Below are 17,386 nucleotides of genomic sequence, written 5' to 3' on the forward strand. Positions count from 1 at the left end.
CTCAGCCCTTGTCCGATCAGCTCTTCTCGAAACGGAAACCGACGCCGCGCACGGTCGCGATGTAGCGGGGGTTGGCGGCGTCGTCGCCGAGCTTCTTGCGCAGCCAGGAGATGTGCATGTCCAGGGTCTTGGTGGACGACCACCACGTGGTGTCCCAGACCTCGCGCATCAGCTGGTCGCGGGTGACGACCCGGCCCGCGTCCCGCACCAGCACCCGCAGCAGGTCGAACTCCTTGGCGGTGAGCTGGAGTTCCTCGTCGCCCATCCAGGCGCGGTGGGACTCGACGTCGATGCGCACGCCGTGCGTGGCGGGCGGCTGCTGGGGCTCGGCGGCACCGCGCCGCAGCAGGGCCCGTACCCGGGCCAGCAGTTCGGCGAGCCGGAAGGGCTTGGTGACGTAGTCGTCGGCGCCCGCGTCGAGGCCGACGACCGTGTCCACCTCGTCGGCGCGCGCGGTCAGGATCAGGATGGGCACGGTGTGGCCTTCGGCACGCAGCCGGCGGGCGACCTCCAGGCCGTCCATCCCGGGCAGACCGAGGTCCAGCACGACCAGGTCGACACCGCCCTGCATTCCGGCGTCGAGCGCGGTGGGTCCGTCCTCACGCACCTCGACCTCGTAACCTTCCCGGCGCAGTGCGCGGGCCAGCGGCTCCGAGATGGACGCGTCGTCCTCGGCGAGCAGTACACGGGTCATGGAGTGATGGTAGTCCGCCCGTACAACCCCTCGGAGCGGAGTCGCGGTGTGACCGTCGTCCGGCGTTCTTACCTTGCCGTCCTACGGTGGGCACCATCGACGGCGCGATGAGATCCTTGAGTACACCTTCGAAAGCGTGTGCGTGGTTCCCCCGTCCCCTGTGATCCGCGTCTCAAGTCCTTCCATATCCGGCGGTGTCCTGCCGTATGGTGAGTTGAACGCCTGTAAGCACGCAGTGGACCTTCGGCGCTCTTTCGACGCTGAGGGTCCCTTTTGTCGTGCGGGCCGGTTCCCACCCGGCCTCGATAGGAACGACCTAGGGCCGGGCCTCACCGGACGCATCGTCGCGTCGCGAGGCGTGGATCCCGGTGGCCGCCGTCCGACGCTCCGTGATCCGGGGCGCGCTCCCCTGGGCGTGGGGTGGACGAGAGGTCCCGCCGGTGCCGGCCAACCCCCCACCGGGCGCGTACCGGCCTCGCCGCGACGCGTCCCGACCAGCAAGGAACGACCATGGCGTCCAGCCTGACGAAGGACTCGGTCCGCCCGGGCACCCCCGGTTCCGAGAAGACCTTCCTCGGCCACCCCCGCGGCCTGGCCACCCTCTTCATGACCGAGATGTGGGAGCGCTTCTCCTACTACGGCATGAGGGCCCTGCTCCCGCTGTACCTGGTGGCCCCGGGCGGCCTGCACATGAGTGCGGCCGGCGCGACCGCGATCTACTCGGTCTACCTGTCCCTCGTGTACCTGCTCGCCCTGCCCGGCGGCTGGTTCGCCGACCGGGTCCTCGGTCCCCGCAAGACGGTCGCCGTGGCCGGCGCGATCATCATGGTGGGTCACCTCACGCTGGCGCTGCCGTGGGCCGGCAGCTTCTTCGGCGGCCTCGGCCTGGTCGCCATCGGCTCCGGCCTGCTGAAGGCCAACATCTCGACGATGGTCGGTCACCTCTACAAGGGCACCGACGACCCGCGCCGGGACGGCGGCTTCACGATCTTCTACATCGGCATCAACCTGGGTGCCTTCGCCGCGCCGCTGATCATCGGCACGATCGGCGAGAACGTGAACTGGCACATCGGGTTCGCGCTGGCCGCGCTCGGCATGGGCCTGGGCCTGGCCCAGTTCCTGCTCGGCTCGCGCCACCTGGACGCGCGCTCCGACGTCGTGCCGACGCCGCTGACCGGCCCGGAGAAGGCGGCCGTGCTGCGCAAGTCGGCCCTGTGGGCGGCCGTCGCGGTGGTCTTCTACGCGATCGTCGGCTTCTGCGGTGTCTACACCCTGAACTGGCTGCTGGTCCCGATCACCGTCGCCGGCCTGCTGATCCCGGTGCTGGTCATCGCCCGTATCAAGCGGGACAAGGAGCTGGACCGCACCGACCAGTCGAAGATGACCGCGTACATCTGGTTCTTCGTGGCCGCGGCCGTCTTCTGGATGATCTACGACCAGGGTGGCTCGACCGTGTCGCTGTTCGCCGAGAAGTCGGCGAAGAACAGCGTCTTCGGCTGGGAGTTCCCGGTCTCCTGGTACCAGTCGGTCAACCCGGTCATGATCATGGCGCTGGCCCCGGTCTTCGCCTGGGCGTGGCTGGCGCTGGCCCGGCGCGGCAAGGAGCCGAGCACCGCGGTGAAGTTCACGATGGGCCTGGTGCTGGTCGGCGCGTCCTTCTTCCTCTTCCTCGCCCCGCTGTCGATCGCCGACGGCGGTCACAAGGCGGCCGCGCTGTGGCTGGTGGCGATCTACTTCGTGCAGACCGTGGGTGAGCTGACCCTCTCGCCGGTCGGCCTGTCGGTCACCACGAAGATGGCGCCCGCGAAGTACGCCTCCCAGATGATGGGCGTCTGGTTCCTGGCCGTCACCGCCGGTGACGCCACCACCGGCCTGCTCTCCACCGCCGGCGTCGACCTCAACAAGACGGGCATCGTCACCCTGGAGGCGGCGCTCGCCGTCGTCGCCGGCGTCGCGGTCTGGATGTACCGCAAGAAGGTGAAGGCCCTCATGGGCGACGTGCGCTGACGCCGCCCGTCGCCTCCGGCCTCCGGTCTCCGGTCTCCGCTCTCCGAAAGAGCCGCCGCACCCTGGATGGGTACGGCGGCTCTTCGGGGTTCGGGGACCCTCTGGGTTCGGGAGGCTCTATCGGGTTTGTGGGGGGGGGCGCTCGCGTAGGAGGTGTCGCAGCTCAGCTCATCGGCCCAGGGGTGCGCGCTCAGCCCAGGGGTGCGGGCTCAGGCCGGTGGGCGCCCGGGGAGGGGCGTGGTCACGCCGGGGCTCCCAGGTCCGCCCATACCTTCTTGCCGGCGGTGCCCGGGACGCGGATGACGCCCCAGTCCAGGCACAGGCGCTGGACGATGAACATGCCGTGGCCGCCGGGGCGCCCGGCGCGGTGCGGGGTGCGGGGGGCCGGCTGGCCTGCGCCGCGGTCGGAGACCTCGATGTGGATCACCTTGTTGTCGCAGGTGATCTCCAGCAGGTCCGGTCCCTCGGCATGCAGGCAGGCGTTGGTGACCAGCTCGGAGACGACGAGGAGGACGTCCTCGGCGGCAGCCCGCTGGTCGGCGGTCGCGGCCGGCAGCCAGCCCCACGCGTACAGCGCCTGCCGGGCGAAGTCGCGGGCCAGCGGCACGACACCGCTCTCGCCGTCGAAACTCAGACTGCGGACCTGACGACCGCCCGACGAAACCGCCGGCACGGCCGTCGCACCCCCTGCGGACGCGTCACCCGTCGGCGCGTCCCCCTCGGACGCCCCGGAAGCGCCGCCGCTGGGCTCCGGGCCGCGGTCGCCCGGCGAGTAAGGCCGGGTGGTGCTCATCAGCGCTTCACCTCACCGATTCACCAGTTCACGATTCAAAAGTCACCACACACTCGTACAGGGCCGGTGCACTGCCCGCCGATCCGTTCAGCATGTCTCCTGCCCGACCGATCCGGCGGAACACCACCGTTTTGCGCCTGCGGGACGCGCCGCCCGGTGCGAGCACCGGCGAACGGGCTCCGCACAGCGCGCGGCGGCCGTCCGACATCACACCGACGGCACGCACGACGGGCGGCTCAGCCGCTCTCGTCGGCCAGCGCGTCCTCAAGCGTGTCGTGCACGCTGAAGACCGCGTCCGCTCCTGTGATCTCGAACACACGCGCCACGACCGGCAGCATTCCGGCGAGATGCACACCTCCCCCGGCGGCCTCCGCCTTCAGGCGCGCCCCCAGCAGTACGTTCAGACCCGTGGAGTCACAGAACTCCAGGCGCGAACAATCCACCACCAAGCGCGATCGCCCCTTGTCGAGGCACTCCTCAAGCGGCTCGCGCAGCAGGTCGGCCGTGTGGTGGTCCAACTCGCCCGCCGGTGTCACGACGGCGCTGGAGCCCTCTTGCCGCACCTCCACCAGAAGCCGGCCCGACTGTGCGCTGCCGACCGTCCCGCGGTCCATGCCGTCTCTCTCTCCCGGTGTCTCGGCTGCTGAAATGACGCCCTCGAACACTACGCCCTCCCCGACCACTCCGACACCTGAACAACCGCACACAAACGGACATATGCCGTCATAACGCACTTGCGATCGCCTTGGGAAAGCGGGTAGGGCTAGTAGAGACACGCACCCGACACGGCCGGCTTTGGAGGCGCCGCACACCGCAGTGCACGCATTGGCTCCGGCAGCCTTATGCCGAGAACGATGGAGGACATCATGTCACCCCGGCTCGACGCCTCGCATACCCAGACGGCGACGTCGACACCCCCACCGGACCGCCTGGATCCCATCGACCTCCACGACGGCGTACGTCCCGGGCGGGACGAGCGGGGTCGCACGGCCGCCGTGCCGGCCCCGAGAACGGCCGCCGCACCGGCCGGCCTGCCGGACATCCCCGGCCTCCCGGACATCCCCCCGTACGACCAAGTGGCCCCGGACGACGCCCGGGCGCTGTCCAAGACGCTCTTCGAGCGGCTGCAGTCCCTCGCCGAGGGCACCCACGAGCACGCCTACGTCCGCAACACGCTCGTCGAACTCAACCTCGCCCTGGTCAAGTTCGCCGCCTCCCGCTTCCGCTCCCGCAGTGAGCCGCTGGAGGACATCATCCAGGTCGGCACCATCGGGCTGATCAAGGCGATCGACCGCTTCGAACTCTCTCGCGGGGTCGAGTTCCCGACCTTCGCTATGCCAACCATCATCGGCGAGATCAAGCGTTTCTTCCGGGACACCTCGTGGTCCGTGCGGGTGCCGCGCCGGCTCCAGGAGCTGCGTCTGGACCTGGCCAAGGCCGGGGACGAACTGGCCCAGCGCCTGGACCGCGCCCCGACCGTGACGGAGCTGGCCCAGCACCTCGGCCTGTCCGCCGAAGAGGTGGTGGAGGGGATGGCGGCGTCGAACGCGTACACCGCCTCCTCGCTGGACGCCCAGCCCGAGGACGACGACTCCGAGGGCGCCCTCGCGGACCGCATCGGTTACGAGGACCACGGGATCGAGGGCATCGAGTACGTCGAGTCGCTGAAGCCGCTGATCGCCGAACTCCCCTCCCGGGACCGGAAGATCCTCTCCCTGCGGTTCGTCGCCAACATGACCCAGTCGGAGATCGGCGAGGAGCTGGGCATCTCCCAGATGCACGTCTCCCGGCTGCTGACCCGCACCCTGGTGCGGCTGCGCAAGGGGCTGACGGTCGAGGAGTGACCGGCTGCGCCGCCGCCCGGTCCGTACGGGCGGCGGGACACCGGCCACCGCCGCCGGCGAGCGCCGGGACGGGGGCCGGGGCCGGGGTCAGGCGATCCGGGCCGCCGCGATCGGGCGGTCCTGCACCGCGTACGTCTTCGCCGAGCCGGTGTTCACGCTCCACCGGTACCGGGAGAACGCACCCGTGTCGTTCGCGGCGTAGAACATCATGTGGCCGATGCCCACGCCCTCGAAGTCCTCGCCCGGCACACCGCTGACCATGCGGGTGTCCGGATAGCCGGGGTAGTTCGTGAGCCCGTACACACCGTGCGGGTCGGAGGTGCAGTCGACGACCTCCACCGCGTACTGGGTCTCGCCGGTGACGTTCCCCGAACCGGTGAAGACGCCCTTGACCTCGCGGACCATGACGATGTGCCCGGTGTTCTGCGGGTCCGAGCCGTTGTAGTCGACGGCGATCAGGTCGCCGGGCAGCAGTTCGGCGACCTGGGACACGGGCCGGAAGCGCGGGCCCGCCGTGCCGGCCGCGAACGCCTTGCGGTAGTCCGCGGCCTCCGGGACGGAGTCCTGGAAGTACCGGGTGAAGTAGTCGCCCGCCGCCCACGCGTAGGTGTGCTTCAGCACCTGGGTGAGGAAGGACGAGCAGCGGGCGCGCGAGACCCAGCCCGCCGGGTCGCCGGGCGAGCCCCACACCAGCGAGGCCGCGGAACCGACCAGATAGGCGTTGTTCTCCCGGGCGGTGCGCCCGCTGACGACGGCCGCCTCCTGGGCGGTCAGCGCGCGGCCGTAGGCGCGGACGTCGCTGATCGCGCCCTTGAACTGGTTGGCCGCGGCGCCGTTCCACTTGGCGCGGCCGATGTTGAAGCCCTGCGGGGCGGCCCAGGACAGGGTGGTGTCCGCGGCGCCCGCCGGCACCCCGTCCACGTACAGCTGGATCCTCGATCCGTCCCACACGCCCGTCAGATGCGTCCACACGCCCGTACGGGCGGGCGCGGACGCGACGGCGGAGACCTTGGCGGCCTGGTCCGCGCTGCGCACCTTGAACGCCCAGGTGCGCACCGAGTCGTCGTACTGGAGCAGGAAGCGGCTCGCCCGGTCGCCGTCCTGGCTCACCGCGGTGTACATGGTGGCCGGGTCGGCGGGGTCGGCCGGGTCGTCGGAGAGCCGCACCCACGCCGAGACGGTGAAGGGGGCCGTGGTGTCCAGCACGGAGGCCGTGGTGGCACAGGCGCCCGCCGCCCGCAGGCTCAGCTCGCCACCGGCCCGCAGCGTCGTCCAGGCCGCGCCGGAGGCGAGGGTGACGGGGTGTCCGCCGCCGGAGCGGTCGGCGGCGGACCCGGCCAGCGGCCAGTGGCCGCGCAGGTCGGTGGGCAGCTGGCCGGCCGCCAGCAGGCGCTGGTACTGCACCATCTGCTCGGCCTGCGCCAGGTGCGGCACCGAGACCGGGGTGAAGGGCGTGTCCAGCGGCGCGTCCGCCGCCGCGGGCCCGGCGCCCTGCGCCACCCCCGCCAGCGCGCCGGCGCCCACCAGTGCCGCCGTCCCCAACAGCCCGCGTCTGCTGACCATGCCGTTCCTCCCCAGGGTCGCCGGCCGGGCCCCTGGCCGGCCGTCCGATCACCTCACTTGATCACACTCCCGGGCTCCGTCCCTCCGCCAGGGCGCGCGGAGGGAGGCCGTCGGGGCAGGGGCCGGCCCTCGGGGGGCGGGGCGGCCCCGTCAGACCTCGCGCACGCCGCCGCGCCACACCCGCGTCACCAGCGGTACGCCCGGGCGGTAGGCCAGGTGTACGTGGCTGGGGGCGTCCAGCAGGGTCAGGTCGGCGCGGGCGCCGGGGGTGAGGCGGCCGATGTCGGTGCGGCGCAGGGCCGCGGCGCCGCCCGCGGTCGCCGACCAGACCGCCTCGTCGGGGGTCATGCCCATGTCCCGCACGGCGAGGGCGACGCAGAACGGCACCGAGGACGTGTAGGACGAGCCCGGGTTGCAGTCGGTGGACAGGGCGACGGTGACACCCGCGTCCAGCAGGCGGCGGGCGTCCGGCCAGGCGGCGCGGGTGGAGAACTCGGCGCCGGGCAGCAGCGTGGCGACCGTGTCCCCGCTCGCCAGCGCGTCCACGTCCGCGTCGGTGAGGTGGGTGCAGTGGTCGGCGCTGGCCGCGTCGAGTTCGACGGCGAGCCGCACACCGGGGCCGTAGGAGAGCTGGTTGGCGTGGATGCGCGGGTGCAGGCCCCTGGCCTTGCCCGCGGTGAGGATCGCGCGGGCCTGGTCGCCGTCGAAGGCGCCCTGCTCGCAGAAGACGTCGATCCAGCGGGCGTGCGGGGCGCAGGCGTCCAGCATCTCGCCGGTGACCAGGGCCACGTACGCCGCCGGGTCCCCGGCGTGGTCCGGGGGGACGATGTGCGCGCCGAGGTAGGTGACCTCGTCGGTGTGCCGGGCGGCGATGCGCAGGGCGCGGGCCTCGTCCTCGACGGTCAGGCCGTACCCGGACTTCGTCTCGAACGTGGTGGTGCCCTGGCGCAGCGCCTCGGCGAGGTGGCGGGTGAGGTTGGCCTCCAGTTCGGCGTCGCCGGCGGCGCGGGTGGCGGCGACCGTGGTGCGGATGCCGCCCGCGCTGTAGGGCCGGCCGGACATGCGGGCGTTGAACTCCTCGGTGCGGTCGCCCGCGAACACCAGGTGGGAGTGGGAGTCGACGAAGCCCGGGAGGACCGCGCGGCCGCCGGCGTCGACCCGATTGTCAGTGGCGGGTGCTTTGCTTGATTCACCGGTCCACGCGACGCGGTCGCCGTCGATGACGACGGCCGCGTCCCGGATCAGACCGAGAGGGGAGTTGTCGCCGAGGGAGGGGTCGTTGGTGACCAGTGTGGCGATGTTGGTGATGACGGTGCTCGTGCCGGTGCTCATGCTGCTCATGGTGTCCTCGTGGGGGGGCGGTGGGGGTCAGCGCAGGGCTTCGACGGCGGCGGCCAGAGCCCGCGGCACGTCCGGTACGAGCGTGTGCGCGCCGTCCCGTACGACGTGCCGGCCGGCCACGACCGTATGCCGTACGTCGGCCGCGCCCGCCGCGAATACGGCCGTCTCGGCGCCCAGCCGGGGCACCGGACCCGCTGTCCTGACCGAGTCCAGGGCGATCGTCGTGAAGTCGGCGAGCGCGCCGGGGGCGAGGCTGCCCGCGTCGTCCCAGCCGAGGGCGGCGTGACCGTCGGCGGTGGCCGCGCGCAGCAGGGCGGCGGCCGTCCAGTGGCCGCGGGCGCGGGTGCGCAGCCGCTCGTCCAGCTCCATGGCGCGGGCCTCTTCGAGCAGGTCGATGACGGCGTGGCTGTCCGAGCCCAGGGAGAGGGGGGAGCCGGCGCGCTGGAGGGCGACGGCCGGTCCGATGCCGTCGGCCAGGTCCCGTTCGGTGGTGGGGCACATGCAGGTGCCGGTGCCCGAGCCGCCGAGCAGGGCGATGTCCTCGTCGGTGAGGTGGGTGCTGTGCACGCCGGTCGTGCGCGGGCCGAGGACGCCGTGGTCGGCCAGCAGGCGGGTGGGGGTGCACCCGTGGGCCCGGTGGCAGGCGTCGTTCTCCGCGGTCTGCTCGGACAGGTGCACGTGCAGCGGGGCCCGCCGCTCCTCGGCCCACCGCGCCACGGTCGCCAGTTCCCCGGCGGGCACGGCCCGTACGGAGTGCACGGCGGCGCCGATCCGCGCGTGATCCCGTTCCTTGAGAACTGAACAGCGTTCGGCCCAGTCCTGCGCCGTGCCGTCGGAGAAGCGGAGCTGGTGGGCGTCCGGCGGCTGCCCGAAGCCGGCCGAGAGATAGCAGGTGTCCAGCAGGGTGACGCGGATGCCTGCTTCGGCGGCGGCCTCGATCAGGGCCTCGCCCATCGCGTTCGGGTCGGCGTACCGGGTGCCGCCGGGGGCGTGGTGGACGTAGTGGAACTCGCCGACGGCCGTGATGCCGGCCAGGGCCATCTCGGCGTACACCGCGCGGGCCAGCGCGTGGTAGCTCTCCGGGGTGAGCCGGTCGGCGGTGGCGTACATGACCTCGCGCCAGGTCCAGAACGTGCCGGAGCCGACCTGGACGGTGCCGCGCAGCGCGCGGTGGAAGGCGTGCGAGTGGGCGTTCGCCAGTCCGGGCAGGGTGAGGCCGCGCAGCGGTTCGGCGCCCTGCGGCGGGGCGGGCACGCCGGTGCGGACGGCCGCGATGCGGCCCTCGCGCACGTCGAGCACCACGCCCGGCTCGACGTGCGTGCCGAGCCAGGCGTGCTCCAGCCAGTAGGTCCGCGGCTGCTGAGTGGGCGTCACGTGCAGGCCAGTCCTTCCAGTACGTCGGCGAGGGCGAGCACTCCGGCCACGCAGTCGTCCTCGGTGGCGGACTCGGCCGGGGAGTGCGAGACACCGGTGGGGTTGCGCACGAACAGCATGGCGGTCGGGAGGCTGCCGGAGAGGATCCCGGCGTCGTGTCCGGCGCCGGTGCCGAGGACGGGCACCTTCAGGTCGCCGTCCTGTCCCAGGAGGCGGGCGAGTTCGTCGCGCAGGGCGTGGTCGAACTCGACGACGGGGGTGAAGGACTCGCGGACCACGTCGAGGTCGGCGCCGTGCGCCGCGGCGTGCTCGCGGGCCGCCTTCTCCACCGCGGTGACCACCGTGTCCAGGGTCTGCTGGTCGGCGGCGCGGGAGTCGAGCCAGCCGCGCACCAGGGACGGGATGGCGTTGACCCCGTTGGGTTCCACGGCGATCTTCCCGAAGGTGGCGACGGCGCCGGCGAGTTCGGCCTCGCGGCGGGCGGCGAGCACCGTCCCGGCGTACGACAGCATCGGGTCGCGGCGGTCGGTGAGCCGGGTGGTGCCGGCGTGGTTGGCCTCGCCGCGGAAGTCGAACCGCCACCGTCCGTGCGGCCAGATCGCGCTGGCCACGCCGACGGCGTCCCCGGTGAGGTCGAGGGCGCGGCCCTGTTCGACATGGAGTTCGACGAAGGCGCCGATGCGCGCGAGCCGCTCCGGGTCGGGGCCGATGGCGTCCGGGTCGTAGCCGGCGGCCTCCATGGCCTTCGGCAGGGTGATCCCGTCGGCGTCGGTGAGGCGGTGCGCCTGCTCGACGGTGAGCTGTCCGGCGGTCAGCCGCGATCCGACGCAGGCGAGCCCGAACCGGGCTCCCTCCTCGTCCCCGAAGTTGACCAGGGCGAGCGGCTTGGCGAACCGTGCTCCCCTGCGGCGCAGTTCATCGAGGGCGGCGAAGGCCGACACCACTCCGAGGGGCCCGTCGAAGGCGCCGCCGTCGGGCACGGAGTCGAGGTGCGAGCCGGCCACGACGGCGTCCCCGGCGGCCGGGTCGCCGAGCCAGGCCCACTGGTTGCCGTTGCGGTCGGTCTCGTAGGCGAGGCCCCGGTCCTCGGCCTGCTGCCGGAACCAGGCCCGGCACTCGGCGTCGGCCCCGGTCCAGGCGAATCGCCGGTAGCCGCCGGAGGCGGAGCTGCGGCCGACCGGCAGCAGCTCCGCCCACATGCTGTGGAAGCTCACGCCCCGTCACCCTCGCGCATCGGGACCCGCACGCCCCGCTCGCCGGCCACGGACTCCGCGATGTCGTACCCGGCGTCCACGTGCCGGATGACACCCATGCCGGGGTCGTTGGTGAGGACCCGGCGGATCTTCTCGCCGGCCAGCGCGGTGCCGTCGGCGACGGTGACCTGCCCGGCGTGGATGGACCGTCCCATGCCGACGCCGCCGCCGTGGTGGATCGACACCCAGGAGGCGCCCGAGGCGACGTTCACCATGGCGTTCAGCAGCGGCCAGTCGGCGATCGCGTCGGAGCCGTCGAGCATGGCCTCGGTCTCGCGGTACGGGGAGGCGACGGAGCCGCAGTCGAGGTGGTCGCGGCCGATGACGACGGGCGCGGCCAGCTCACCGCCGGCGACCATGTCGTTGAAGCGCTCGCCGGCCTTGTCGCGCTCGCCGTAGCCGAGCCAGCAGATGCGGGCGGGCAGGCCCTGGAAGTGGACGCGCTCGCCGGCCAGCTTGATCCAGCGGGCCAGGGACTCGTTCTCCGGGAAGAGGTCCAGGATCGCCTTGTCGGTCTTGGCGATGTCGGACGCCTCGCCGGACAGGGCGGCCCAGCGGAAGGGGCCCTTGCCCTCGCAGAACAGCGGCCGGATGTAGGCGGGGACGAAGCCGGGGAAGGCGAACGCCCGGTCGTAACCGGCCAGTTGCGCCTCGCCACGGATGGAGTTGCCGTAGTCGAAGACCTCGGCGCCGGCGTCCTGGAAGCCGACCATCGCCTCGACGTGCCGGGCCATGGACTCGCGGGCCCGGGTGGTGAAGCCGGCCGGGTCCTTGGCGGCGGCGTCCGCCATGTCCTCGAAGGCGACGCCGAGCGGCAGGTAGGCCAGCGGGTCGTGGGCGCTGGTCTGGTCGGTGACGATGTCGATGGGCGCGCTCATGGCGAGGAGCTGCGGGACCAGTTCGGCGGCGTTGCCGAGGACGCCGATGGACAGCGGCCTGCGCTGGTCGCGGGCCTCGGTGGCGAGTTGGAGGGCGTGGTCGAGGGAGTCGGCCCGCACGTCGAGGTAGCGGTGCTCGATGCGGCGGTCGATGGCGCGCGGGTCGCAGTCGATGCAGATGGCGACGCCGTCGTTCATGGTCACGGCCAGCGGCTGGGCGCCGCCCATGCCGCCGAGGCCGGCGGTGAGGGTGATCGTCCCGGCGAGGGTGCCGCCGAACTTCTTCGCGGCGACGGCGGCGAAGGTCTCGTAGGTGCCCTGGAGGATGCCCTGGGTGCCGATGTAGATCCAGGACCCGGCGGTCATCTGCCCGTACATGGTCAGGCCGAGGGCCTCCAGGCGGCGGAACTCCTCCCAGTTGGCCCAGTCGCCGACGAGGTTGGAGTTGGCGAGCAGGACACGCGGGGCCCACTCGTGGGTCTGCATGACGCCGACCGGGCGGCCGGACTGGACGAGCATGGTCTCGTCCTGCTTGAGGGTGCGCAGGGTGCGGACCATGGCGTCGAAGGAGCGCCAGTCGCGGGCGGCCTTGCCGGTGCCGCCGTAGACGACGAGCTTGTCGGGGTGCTCGGCGACCTCGGGGTCCAGGTTGTTCTGCAGCATGCGCAGGGCGGCCTCCTGCTGCCATCCCAGGGCGCTCAGTTCCGTTCCGCGTGGTGATCGGACGGGGCGGGGTCCTGACATGGGCTGCCTCCTGGCGGTTGCTCCCGAGGGATTGTTACGTCTTCTATTCACATCCTGGACCTGTGAATAGAGCTAGTCAATACATCGGCGTGGCGGCATGCCTCCGCGCCGGGTGTTTGGCTGGACACGAGGGCATGGGCATGAACACAGGCATGGACATGGGCACAGGCACAGGCACAGGCACAGGCACAGGCACAGGCACAGGCACAGGCACAGGCACAGGCACAGGCACAGGCATGGGCGCGGACTTCGGTGGCCGGGAGCGGGCGGCTCGCGCGGAAGCGGAAGTGGAAGTGGAAGTCGAGGTGGAAGCAGAAGCGGAAGGGGTGGCCGGGGAGCGGGCCGCCCGGCGGGACGAGGCGGTGCGGGCCGCGGTGGACCAGGGGCTGCTGGGCCCCGGCACGCCCCTCGTGGGCCTGCTCGACGTGGCCGGGATCCGGCGGTCGGCGGCGCGGCTGCGGGCGGCGTTCGAGGCGGTCACCGCGCCGGGCACGCCCGTGCTGCACGCCTTCGCGGTGAAGGCGACCCCGCTGGTGCCGGTGCTGCGGCTGCTGCACGAGGAGGGCATCGGCGCCGAGGTGGCCAGCCCGGGCGAACTGGCGCTGGCCCGCGCGGCCGGGGTGCCGCCCGCCCGTACGGTCCTGGACTCGCCCGCCAAGACCCCCGCCGAACTGCGCGAGGCGCTGGAGCTGGGCATCGCCGTCAACGCGGACAACCCGCAGGAACTGGACCGCATCGACGCCCTGGTACGACGGTCCGGCGCGCCCCGCTCCCCGCTCGGCATCCGGGTCAACCCGCAGGTCGGCGGGGGCTCCATCGGGGCGCTGTCGACGGCGACGGCCACCTCGAAGTTCGGGGTGGCGCTGCGGGACGAGGGGGTGCGCGAGTGGGTCGTCCGGGCCTTCCTGGACCGGCCGTGGCTGACCCGGCTGCACGCGCACACCGGCTCGCAGGGCGTCCCGCTCTCCCTGATGGCGCGCGGTGTCGCGCAGACGTACGCGCTCGCCGAGGAGATCAACGCGCGGGCCGGGCGGCGGCAGGTCGACACCCTCGACATCGGCGGCGGCCTGCCGGTGAACTTCGCCTCGGAGGCGGAAGAGCCGACGTACGCGCAGTACGCGCGGCTGCTCGGCGAGGTGGTACCGGGCCTTTTCGACGGGCGGTACGGGCTGGTGACCGAGTTCGGGCGGTCGCTGCTGGCCAAGCACGGCACGGTGGTGGCGCGGGTGGAGTACACCAAGAGCGCCGGGGGGCGGCCGGTCGCCGTGACGCACGCGGGCGTGCAGGTCGCCACCCGGACGGTGTACGCGCCGGCCTCCTGGCCGCTGCGGCTGGCCGCGTACGACGCGAAGGGGCGGCCCAGGACGGAGCCCGGGGTGGTGCAGGACATCGCGGGACCGGCCTGCTTCGCGGGCGACCTGCTCGCCGAGGGCCGCGCGCTGCCCCCGCTGGCGGCGGGCGACCTCGTGGCGGCGCTGGACACCGGCGCGTACTACTTCGCCCACCACTACGCCTACAACTCGCTGCCCAGGCCCGGCGTGTACGGCTATGCGGCGGACGGCACGGGAGGGATCGTGTTCGCGACCGTGCGCGAGCCGCAGACGGTCGCGGAGATCGTGGTTGAGGCGGGAGGGGCGCACGCCTCGGCGCTCACCACGCTGAGCGCGCCCGGCGCATCCGGCGCGGCCGGCACCTCCAACACGCCCGGCGCATCCGGCACATCCGGATCAGAACCGGGGTCAGCCGACCCACGTTAGCGCCTCGGTCGCATGTTCCACTGGAAAATGCCATAAGCCTCACCCCCTGGCGCACACCCTGCGTAGCGTCGTCATCACTCAGCCGAGACCGACGAGGCGGGGAGGGGAACGACGGTGCCCGGAATCGACGAGTGCCTACTGGAGGCCATGCGGCTGCCCGGCGCGCGGGGGGCCGCGCTGGTCGACTGGACGAGCGGACTGGCCCTGGGCACCGTCGGGGAGGCCCCGGGCGGCGACCACGAGACCAACGCGGCCGAGGCCGCCGAGCTGGCCCGGCTGGCCGCGGAGCACGGGGCGTTCGCCGCCGCCGACGACTCCGCCGACCACTCCGCCGGGCAGCCCGGCGACGGCCCGGACGGCCCACCCGGTGGCGGCGGCCGGTCTCCGGTGGAGGACCTCATCGTCAGCAGCCGGGACAGCTACCACCTGCTGCGGTTCGTGGACACCGGCTTCGACAGCAGCGTGTTCCTGCACCTGTGGCTGACCCGCGCGGAGGGCAACCTCGCGCTGGCCCGTATCCGCCTGGGCGAGATGGCCGAGCGGCTGGTGCTGGGATGACGGCGGTCGACACGACCGAACCGCCCCGGCTGCCGGTGCGGGACCGGACGGCCGCCGCCGAGCGGGCCTGGGGCGGCGTCTCCCCGATGCTGACCCGGCTCGCCGCCGAGCGGGCCACCGGCGTCCTGGTCCGCGAGTGCGGCACCCTCCACCTGGACGAGGGCCGGGTGGTGCACGCCGAGAGCCCGCTGGCCCCGGGCCTGGAGGTGCTGCTCACCGCGCACGGCACGCTACGGGCCGAGGTCTGGCAGGACGCCGTCTCCCGGGCCGGCGACCACCAGGGCGCCGCGCGCCTCCTGCTGGCCGACGGCCATCTGGCCGAGGGCGCGCTGCAACTGTGCCACCTGGGCGCGCTGCACGACGCCGCCTATTTCGCCCTCGCCCCGAGCAGCACCCCGGGCCGCTTCCGCTACGGCGCCGCCCGCCGCCCCGATCCCCTGCCGCCGGTGCCGGTCGCCGCGCTGGAACGGGAGGCGCTGCGCCGCCGTGAGCTGCTGCACCGCATCTGGCCCGATCCGCGGCCGGACGGCACCGCGCTGGTCCGCACGCACACCACCGGCGCGCCCGGCCTCACCGCCCGCCAGCAGACCCTGCTGGACCGCGTCGACGGCACCCGCACGGCCACCGACCTGGCCCGGGAGCTGGGCCGGCAGGCGTTCCACACGCTGGTGGACGTACGGCGGCTGGCGTCGGCGGGCCTGGTCGCACCACGACAGCCGGCCGAGGGCGCGGAGGCGTGCGGAGCGGAGGCGTACGGAGCGGAGGCGTACGGCGCCGACGCGTACAGCACCGCCGCACACAGCACCGCCGTACACAGCACCGCCGCGTACGGCGGCCCACCCGTCGATTCCGTGCCCGGCCTCACCGAGTTGCCCGCGCAGTACGCCGCCGACCCCCACATCACGCTGCTGAAGAGGCTCAGGGATGCGCTGGAGGCCCTTTGAGAGGAGACACCGGATGGCAGCCGAGCCCGAGATCATGGAGGAGCTGTGCCGGTTGAGAGCCCGCGTGCCACAGCTCACCGGCGCCCTCGCCGCGAGCGTCGACGGCCTCGTCCTGGCCCACGACACCCCGGGACTGGAACCGGAGGGCCTGGCCGCCCTCACCGCGACCTCGCTCGGCGTCGCCGTACGCATGGCGGACGTGACGGGCCGGGGCGAGCTGCGCGAACTGCTCGTGCGGGGGGTGCACGGCTACGTCGCCACCTACGCGGCGGGCCGCGGCGCCGTGCTGACCCTGCTCGCCGAGGACCGCGTCAACGTCGGCCGCCTCCATCTGGAGGGCCGCCGGGCCGGGGCCCGCATCGGGGAGCTGGTCGACGCGGAGGCGGCGGCCCGGGGCCCGGTCCGTACCCCGGCACGACCGCAGAAACCACCGAAACCGGCGAAGCCGGCGCCCGGCCCCGTCCCCGGCCCCGCCCCCCTACGGACCAGGGCGCCCCGCGCACCCCGCACCACCGCCACACCCGCCACACCCGCCACACCCGCCACACCCGCCACCAGCACACCCGTCGGCCCCACCCCGGGCAACACGCCGGGCACCGGCGCGCCCGCAGCCTCCGAAAGCTGAACCGAACCAACCGGACCAACCGGACCAACCGAACAAGGAGAACCGGCCATGGCCAACACCGAGACCTGCCTGAAGGAAGCGCTCTCCTCCATCGAGGGCGCCACCGGAGTCGCGCTCGTCGACTACACCAGCGGCATGGCGCTGGGCACGCTGGGCGGCAGCAAGACCTTCGACCTGAACGTCGCCGCCGCCGGGAACACCGACGTCGTACGGGCCAAGATGCGCACCATGGAGCACCTCGGCCTCAAGGGGCAGATCGAGGACATCCTCATCTCCCTGACCGACCAGTACCACCTGATCCGCCTGATCAGCGGGCGCGGCGGCAACGGTCTCTTCCTCTATCTGGCGCTGGACGCCAAGCGGGCCAACCTGGCGATGGCCCGCCACCAGCTCAAGCGGATCGAGGAGGACCTGGAGGTCTGAGAGCTGCAAGCCGCCGGCGCCGAGAGGCTGCGGACGAGAGGCTCCGGACGGGAGGTTCTAGACGGGCGTCGCGGTGCGGCGGCGTGCCCCGCCCGGGGCCGCGTCGCCGGCCGCGACGCCCGTGCCGCGGTACGCCTTGACGGCCCGCCCCGCCGGACGCCCGCCGCGCGGGTCGAGCCAGTCCACGCGCACCCACAGCAGCGCGTCCCCGGCCCGTTCGCGCCGCCCGAGCCAGGCGGCCTTCAGCCGCAGCCCGGTCCCGGCGCCCGCCAGCAGCATGCCGCCGGCCGCAGGCAGGGCGAAGGCGCTGCCCAGCGCCGCCGCGAACGCCAGCAGCAGCCACCAGCGGTGTCCCCGGCGCCAGAGGCGGGCGGTGACCGCCCGGTCCTGGAGCACGTCGTGCCGGCCGGCCCGGGCGGCGCCCTCGGCCAGGGCGGTGTAGCGGCGGCGCCGGACGCACGCCACGACGGCGGCGGTCACCAGGAACAGCGCGATGCCCGCGAGGACGCCGATCCGCCGCCCGGTCAGCCCCGGCACCAGCACCCCGGTCCCGGCCGCGGCCACCCCGAGCCACCCCATCGGCGCCGC

General features: G+C 73.3%; 16 protein-coding genes. 7 read left to right on the forward strand and 9 right to left on the reverse strand.

Annotated features, from left to right (window positions below; all coding sequences use genetic code 11):
• Positions 1–16: 16 nt before the first annotated feature.
• Positions 17–694: a response regulator transcription factor gene (locus ABZ858_RS03510; RefSeq protein WP_018566970.1), complete on the reverse strand. Its 678-nt coding sequence runs from the start codon at positions 692–694 to the stop codon at positions 17–19.
• Between the two features lie 510 nt (positions 695–1,204).
• On the opposite strand from ABZ858_RS03510, the gene ABZ858_RS03515 reads away from it, so the two are divergent.
• Positions 1,205–2,701, forward strand: a complete 1,497-nt coding sequence (locus tag ABZ858_RS03515) for an oligopeptide:H+ symporter (protein ID WP_361372093.1) — start codon at positions 1,205–1,207, stop codon at positions 2,699–2,701.
• Positions 2,702–2,942: 241 nt separating this feature from the next.
• Here ABZ858_RS03515 and ABZ858_RS03520 read toward each other — a convergent pair whose 3' ends face one another.
• Both ABZ858_RS03520 and ABZ858_RS03525 read right to left on the reverse strand, forming a co-directional pair.
• Positions 2,943–3,494, reverse strand: a complete 552-nt coding sequence (locus ABZ858_RS03520) for an ATP-binding protein (RefSeq protein ID WP_361372096.1) — start codon at positions 3,492–3,494, stop codon at positions 2,943–2,945.
• A 236-nt stretch (positions 3,495–3,730) separates the two neighbouring features.
• The gene (locus ABZ858_RS03525; protein ID WP_361372918.1) at positions 3,731–4,108 is read right to left on the reverse strand and encodes an STAS domain-containing protein; all 378 of its coding nucleotides are present in this window, start codon (positions 4,106–4,108) and stop codon (positions 3,731–3,733) included.
• Positions 4,109–4,360: 252 nt separating this feature from the next.
• On the opposite strand from ABZ858_RS03525, the gene ABZ858_RS03530 reads away from it, so the two are divergent.
• Entirely contained in the window at positions 4,361–5,338 is a 978-nt protein-coding gene (locus ABZ858_RS03530) for an RNA polymerase sigma factor SigF (RefSeq protein WP_361372920.1), read from the forward strand.
• Between the two features lie 87 nt (positions 5,339–5,425).
• On the opposite strand, the gene ABZ858_RS03535 is transcribed toward ABZ858_RS03530, so the two are convergent.
• The 5 genes from ABZ858_RS03535 to hutU all read right to left on the reverse strand — a co-directional run bounded on the left by ABZ858_RS03535 (position 5,426) and on the right by hutU (position 12,491).
• Positions 5,426–6,901: a LamG domain-containing protein gene (locus tag ABZ858_RS03535; RefSeq protein ID WP_361372099.1), complete on the reverse strand. Its 1,476-nt coding sequence runs from the start codon at positions 6,899–6,901 to the stop codon at positions 5,426–5,428.
• Positions 6,902–7,051: 150 nt separating this feature from the next.
• Positions 7,052–8,242 (reverse strand): imidazolonepropionase, encoded by a 1,191-nt coding sequence (hutI, locus tag ABZ858_RS03540; RefSeq protein ID WP_361372102.1) that lies wholly within the window; start codon positions 8,240–8,242, stop codon positions 7,052–7,054.
• Between the two features lie 27 nt (positions 8,243–8,269).
• On the reverse strand, positions 8,270–9,616 hold the full coding sequence (locus tag ABZ858_RS03545) for a formimidoylglutamate deiminase (protein ID WP_361372105.1): 1,347 nt from the start codon (positions 9,614–9,616) through the stop codon (positions 8,270–8,272).
• Complete coding sequence (locus ABZ858_RS03550; protein ID WP_361372108.1) at positions 9,613–10,830, reverse strand: allantoate amidohydrolase; 1,218 nt, start codon at positions 10,828–10,830, stop codon at positions 9,613–9,615. Before ABZ858_RS03550 ends, ABZ858_RS03545 begins: the two co-directional genes overlap by 4 nt.
• A complete protein-coding gene (hutU, locus tag ABZ858_RS03555; protein ID WP_361372111.1) occupies positions 10,827–12,491 on the reverse strand; it encodes a urocanate hydratase in 1,665 nt (554 codons plus the stop codon). The genes ABZ858_RS03550 and hutU overlap by 4 nt, the downstream gene beginning before the upstream one ends.
• Positions 12,492–12,727: 236 nt before the next feature.
• Between hutU and ABZ858_RS03560 the strand changes: the two genes are divergently transcribed.
• From ABZ858_RS03560 to ABZ858_RS03580, 5 genes are all read left to right on the forward strand, one after another.
• Positions 12,728–14,248 carry a diaminopimelate decarboxylase gene (locus ABZ858_RS03560; protein WP_361372114.1) on the forward strand — a complete coding sequence of 507 codons (1,521 nt, stop codon included), beginning with the start codon at positions 12,728–12,730 and terminating at the stop codon, positions 14,246–14,248.
• A 114-nt stretch (positions 14,249–14,362) separates the two neighbouring features.
• Entirely contained in the window at positions 14,363–14,806 is a 444-nt protein-coding gene (locus ABZ858_RS03565) for a hypothetical protein (RefSeq protein WP_361372116.1), read from the forward strand.
• On the forward strand, positions 14,803–15,750 hold the full coding sequence (locus ABZ858_RS03570) for a hypothetical protein (RefSeq protein WP_361372119.1): 948 nt from the start codon (positions 14,803–14,805) through the stop codon (positions 15,748–15,750). Before ABZ858_RS03565 ends, ABZ858_RS03570 begins: the two co-directional genes overlap by 4 nt.
• 13 nt (positions 15,751–15,763) lie before the next feature.
• Complete coding sequence (locus ABZ858_RS03575) at positions 15,764–16,375, forward strand: roadblock/LC7 domain-containing protein (protein ID WP_361372122.1); 612 nt, start codon at positions 15,764–15,766, stop codon at positions 16,373–16,375.
• Between the two features lie 48 nt (positions 16,376–16,423).
• On the forward strand, positions 16,424–16,798 hold the full coding sequence (locus tag ABZ858_RS03580; protein ID WP_361372125.1) for a hypothetical protein: 375 nt from the start codon (positions 16,424–16,426) through the stop codon (positions 16,796–16,798).
• Between the two features lie 57 nt (positions 16,799–16,855).
• On the opposite strand, the gene ABZ858_RS03585 is transcribed toward ABZ858_RS03580, so the two are convergent.
• Positions 16,856–17,377, reverse strand: a complete 522-nt coding sequence (locus ABZ858_RS03585) for a hypothetical protein (protein ID WP_361372922.1) — start codon at positions 17,375–17,377, stop codon at positions 16,856–16,858.
• Positions 17,378–17,386: the final 9 nt, after the last annotated feature.

Origin of the sequence: Streptomyces sp. NPDC047017, assembly GCF_040644175.1 — a bacterium.
Taxonomy (GTDB): Bacteria; Actinomycetota; Actinomycetes; order Streptomycetales; family Streptomycetaceae; genus Streptomyces.

Excerpts from the sequence above, each read along its gene's own strand:
- ABZ858_RS03510 (WP_018566970.1), bottom strand. The coding sequence starts at position 694 with ATGACCCGTGTACTGCTCGCCGAGGACGACGCGTCCATCTCGGAGCCG.
- ABZ858_RS03525 (WP_361372918.1), bottom strand. The coding sequence starts at position 4,108 with ATGGACCGCGGGACGGTCGGCAGCGCACAGTCGGGCCGGCTTCTGGTG.
- ABZ858_RS03580 (WP_361372125.1), top strand. The coding sequence starts at position 16,424 with ATGGCCAACACCGAGACCTGCCTGAAGGAAGCGCTCTCCTCCATCGAG.
- ABZ858_RS03560 (WP_361372114.1), top strand. The coding sequence starts at position 12,728 with ATGGGCGCGGACTTCGGTGGCCGGGAGCGGGCGGCTCGCGCGGAAGCG.
- ABZ858_RS03530 (WP_361372920.1), top strand. The coding sequence starts at position 4,361 with ATGTCACCCCGGCTCGACGCCTCGCATACCCAGACGGCGACGTCGACA.
- ABZ858_RS03575 (WP_361372122.1), top strand. The coding sequence starts at position 15,764 with ATGGCAGCCGAGCCCGAGATCATGGAGGAGCTGTGCCGGTTGAGAGCC.
- ABZ858_RS03520 (WP_361372096.1), bottom strand. The coding sequence starts at position 3,494 with ATGAGCACCACCCGGCCTTACTCGCCGGGCGACCGCGGCCCGGAGCCC.
- ABZ858_RS03585 (WP_361372922.1), bottom strand. The coding sequence starts at position 17,377 with ATGGGGTGGCTCGGGGTGGCCGCGGCCGGGACCGGGGTGCTGGTGCCG.
- ABZ858_RS03570 (WP_361372119.1), top strand. The coding sequence starts at position 14,803 with ATGACGGCGGTCGACACGACCGAACCGCCCCGGCTGCCGGTGCGGGAC.
- ABZ858_RS03515 (WP_361372093.1), top strand. The coding sequence starts at position 1,205 with ATGGCGTCCAGCCTGACGAAGGACTCGGTCCGCCCGGGCACCCCCGGT.
- hutI (WP_361372102.1), bottom strand. The coding sequence starts at position 8,242 with ATGAGCAGCATGAGCACCGGCACGAGCACCGTCATCACCAACATCGCC.
- ABZ858_RS03535 (WP_361372099.1), bottom strand. The coding sequence starts at position 6,901 with ATGGTCAGCAGACGCGGGCTGTTGGGGACGGCGGCACTGGTGGGCGCC.
- hutU (WP_361372111.1), bottom strand. The coding sequence starts at position 12,491 with ATGTCAGGACCCCGCCCCGTCCGATCACCACGCGGAACGGAACTGAGC.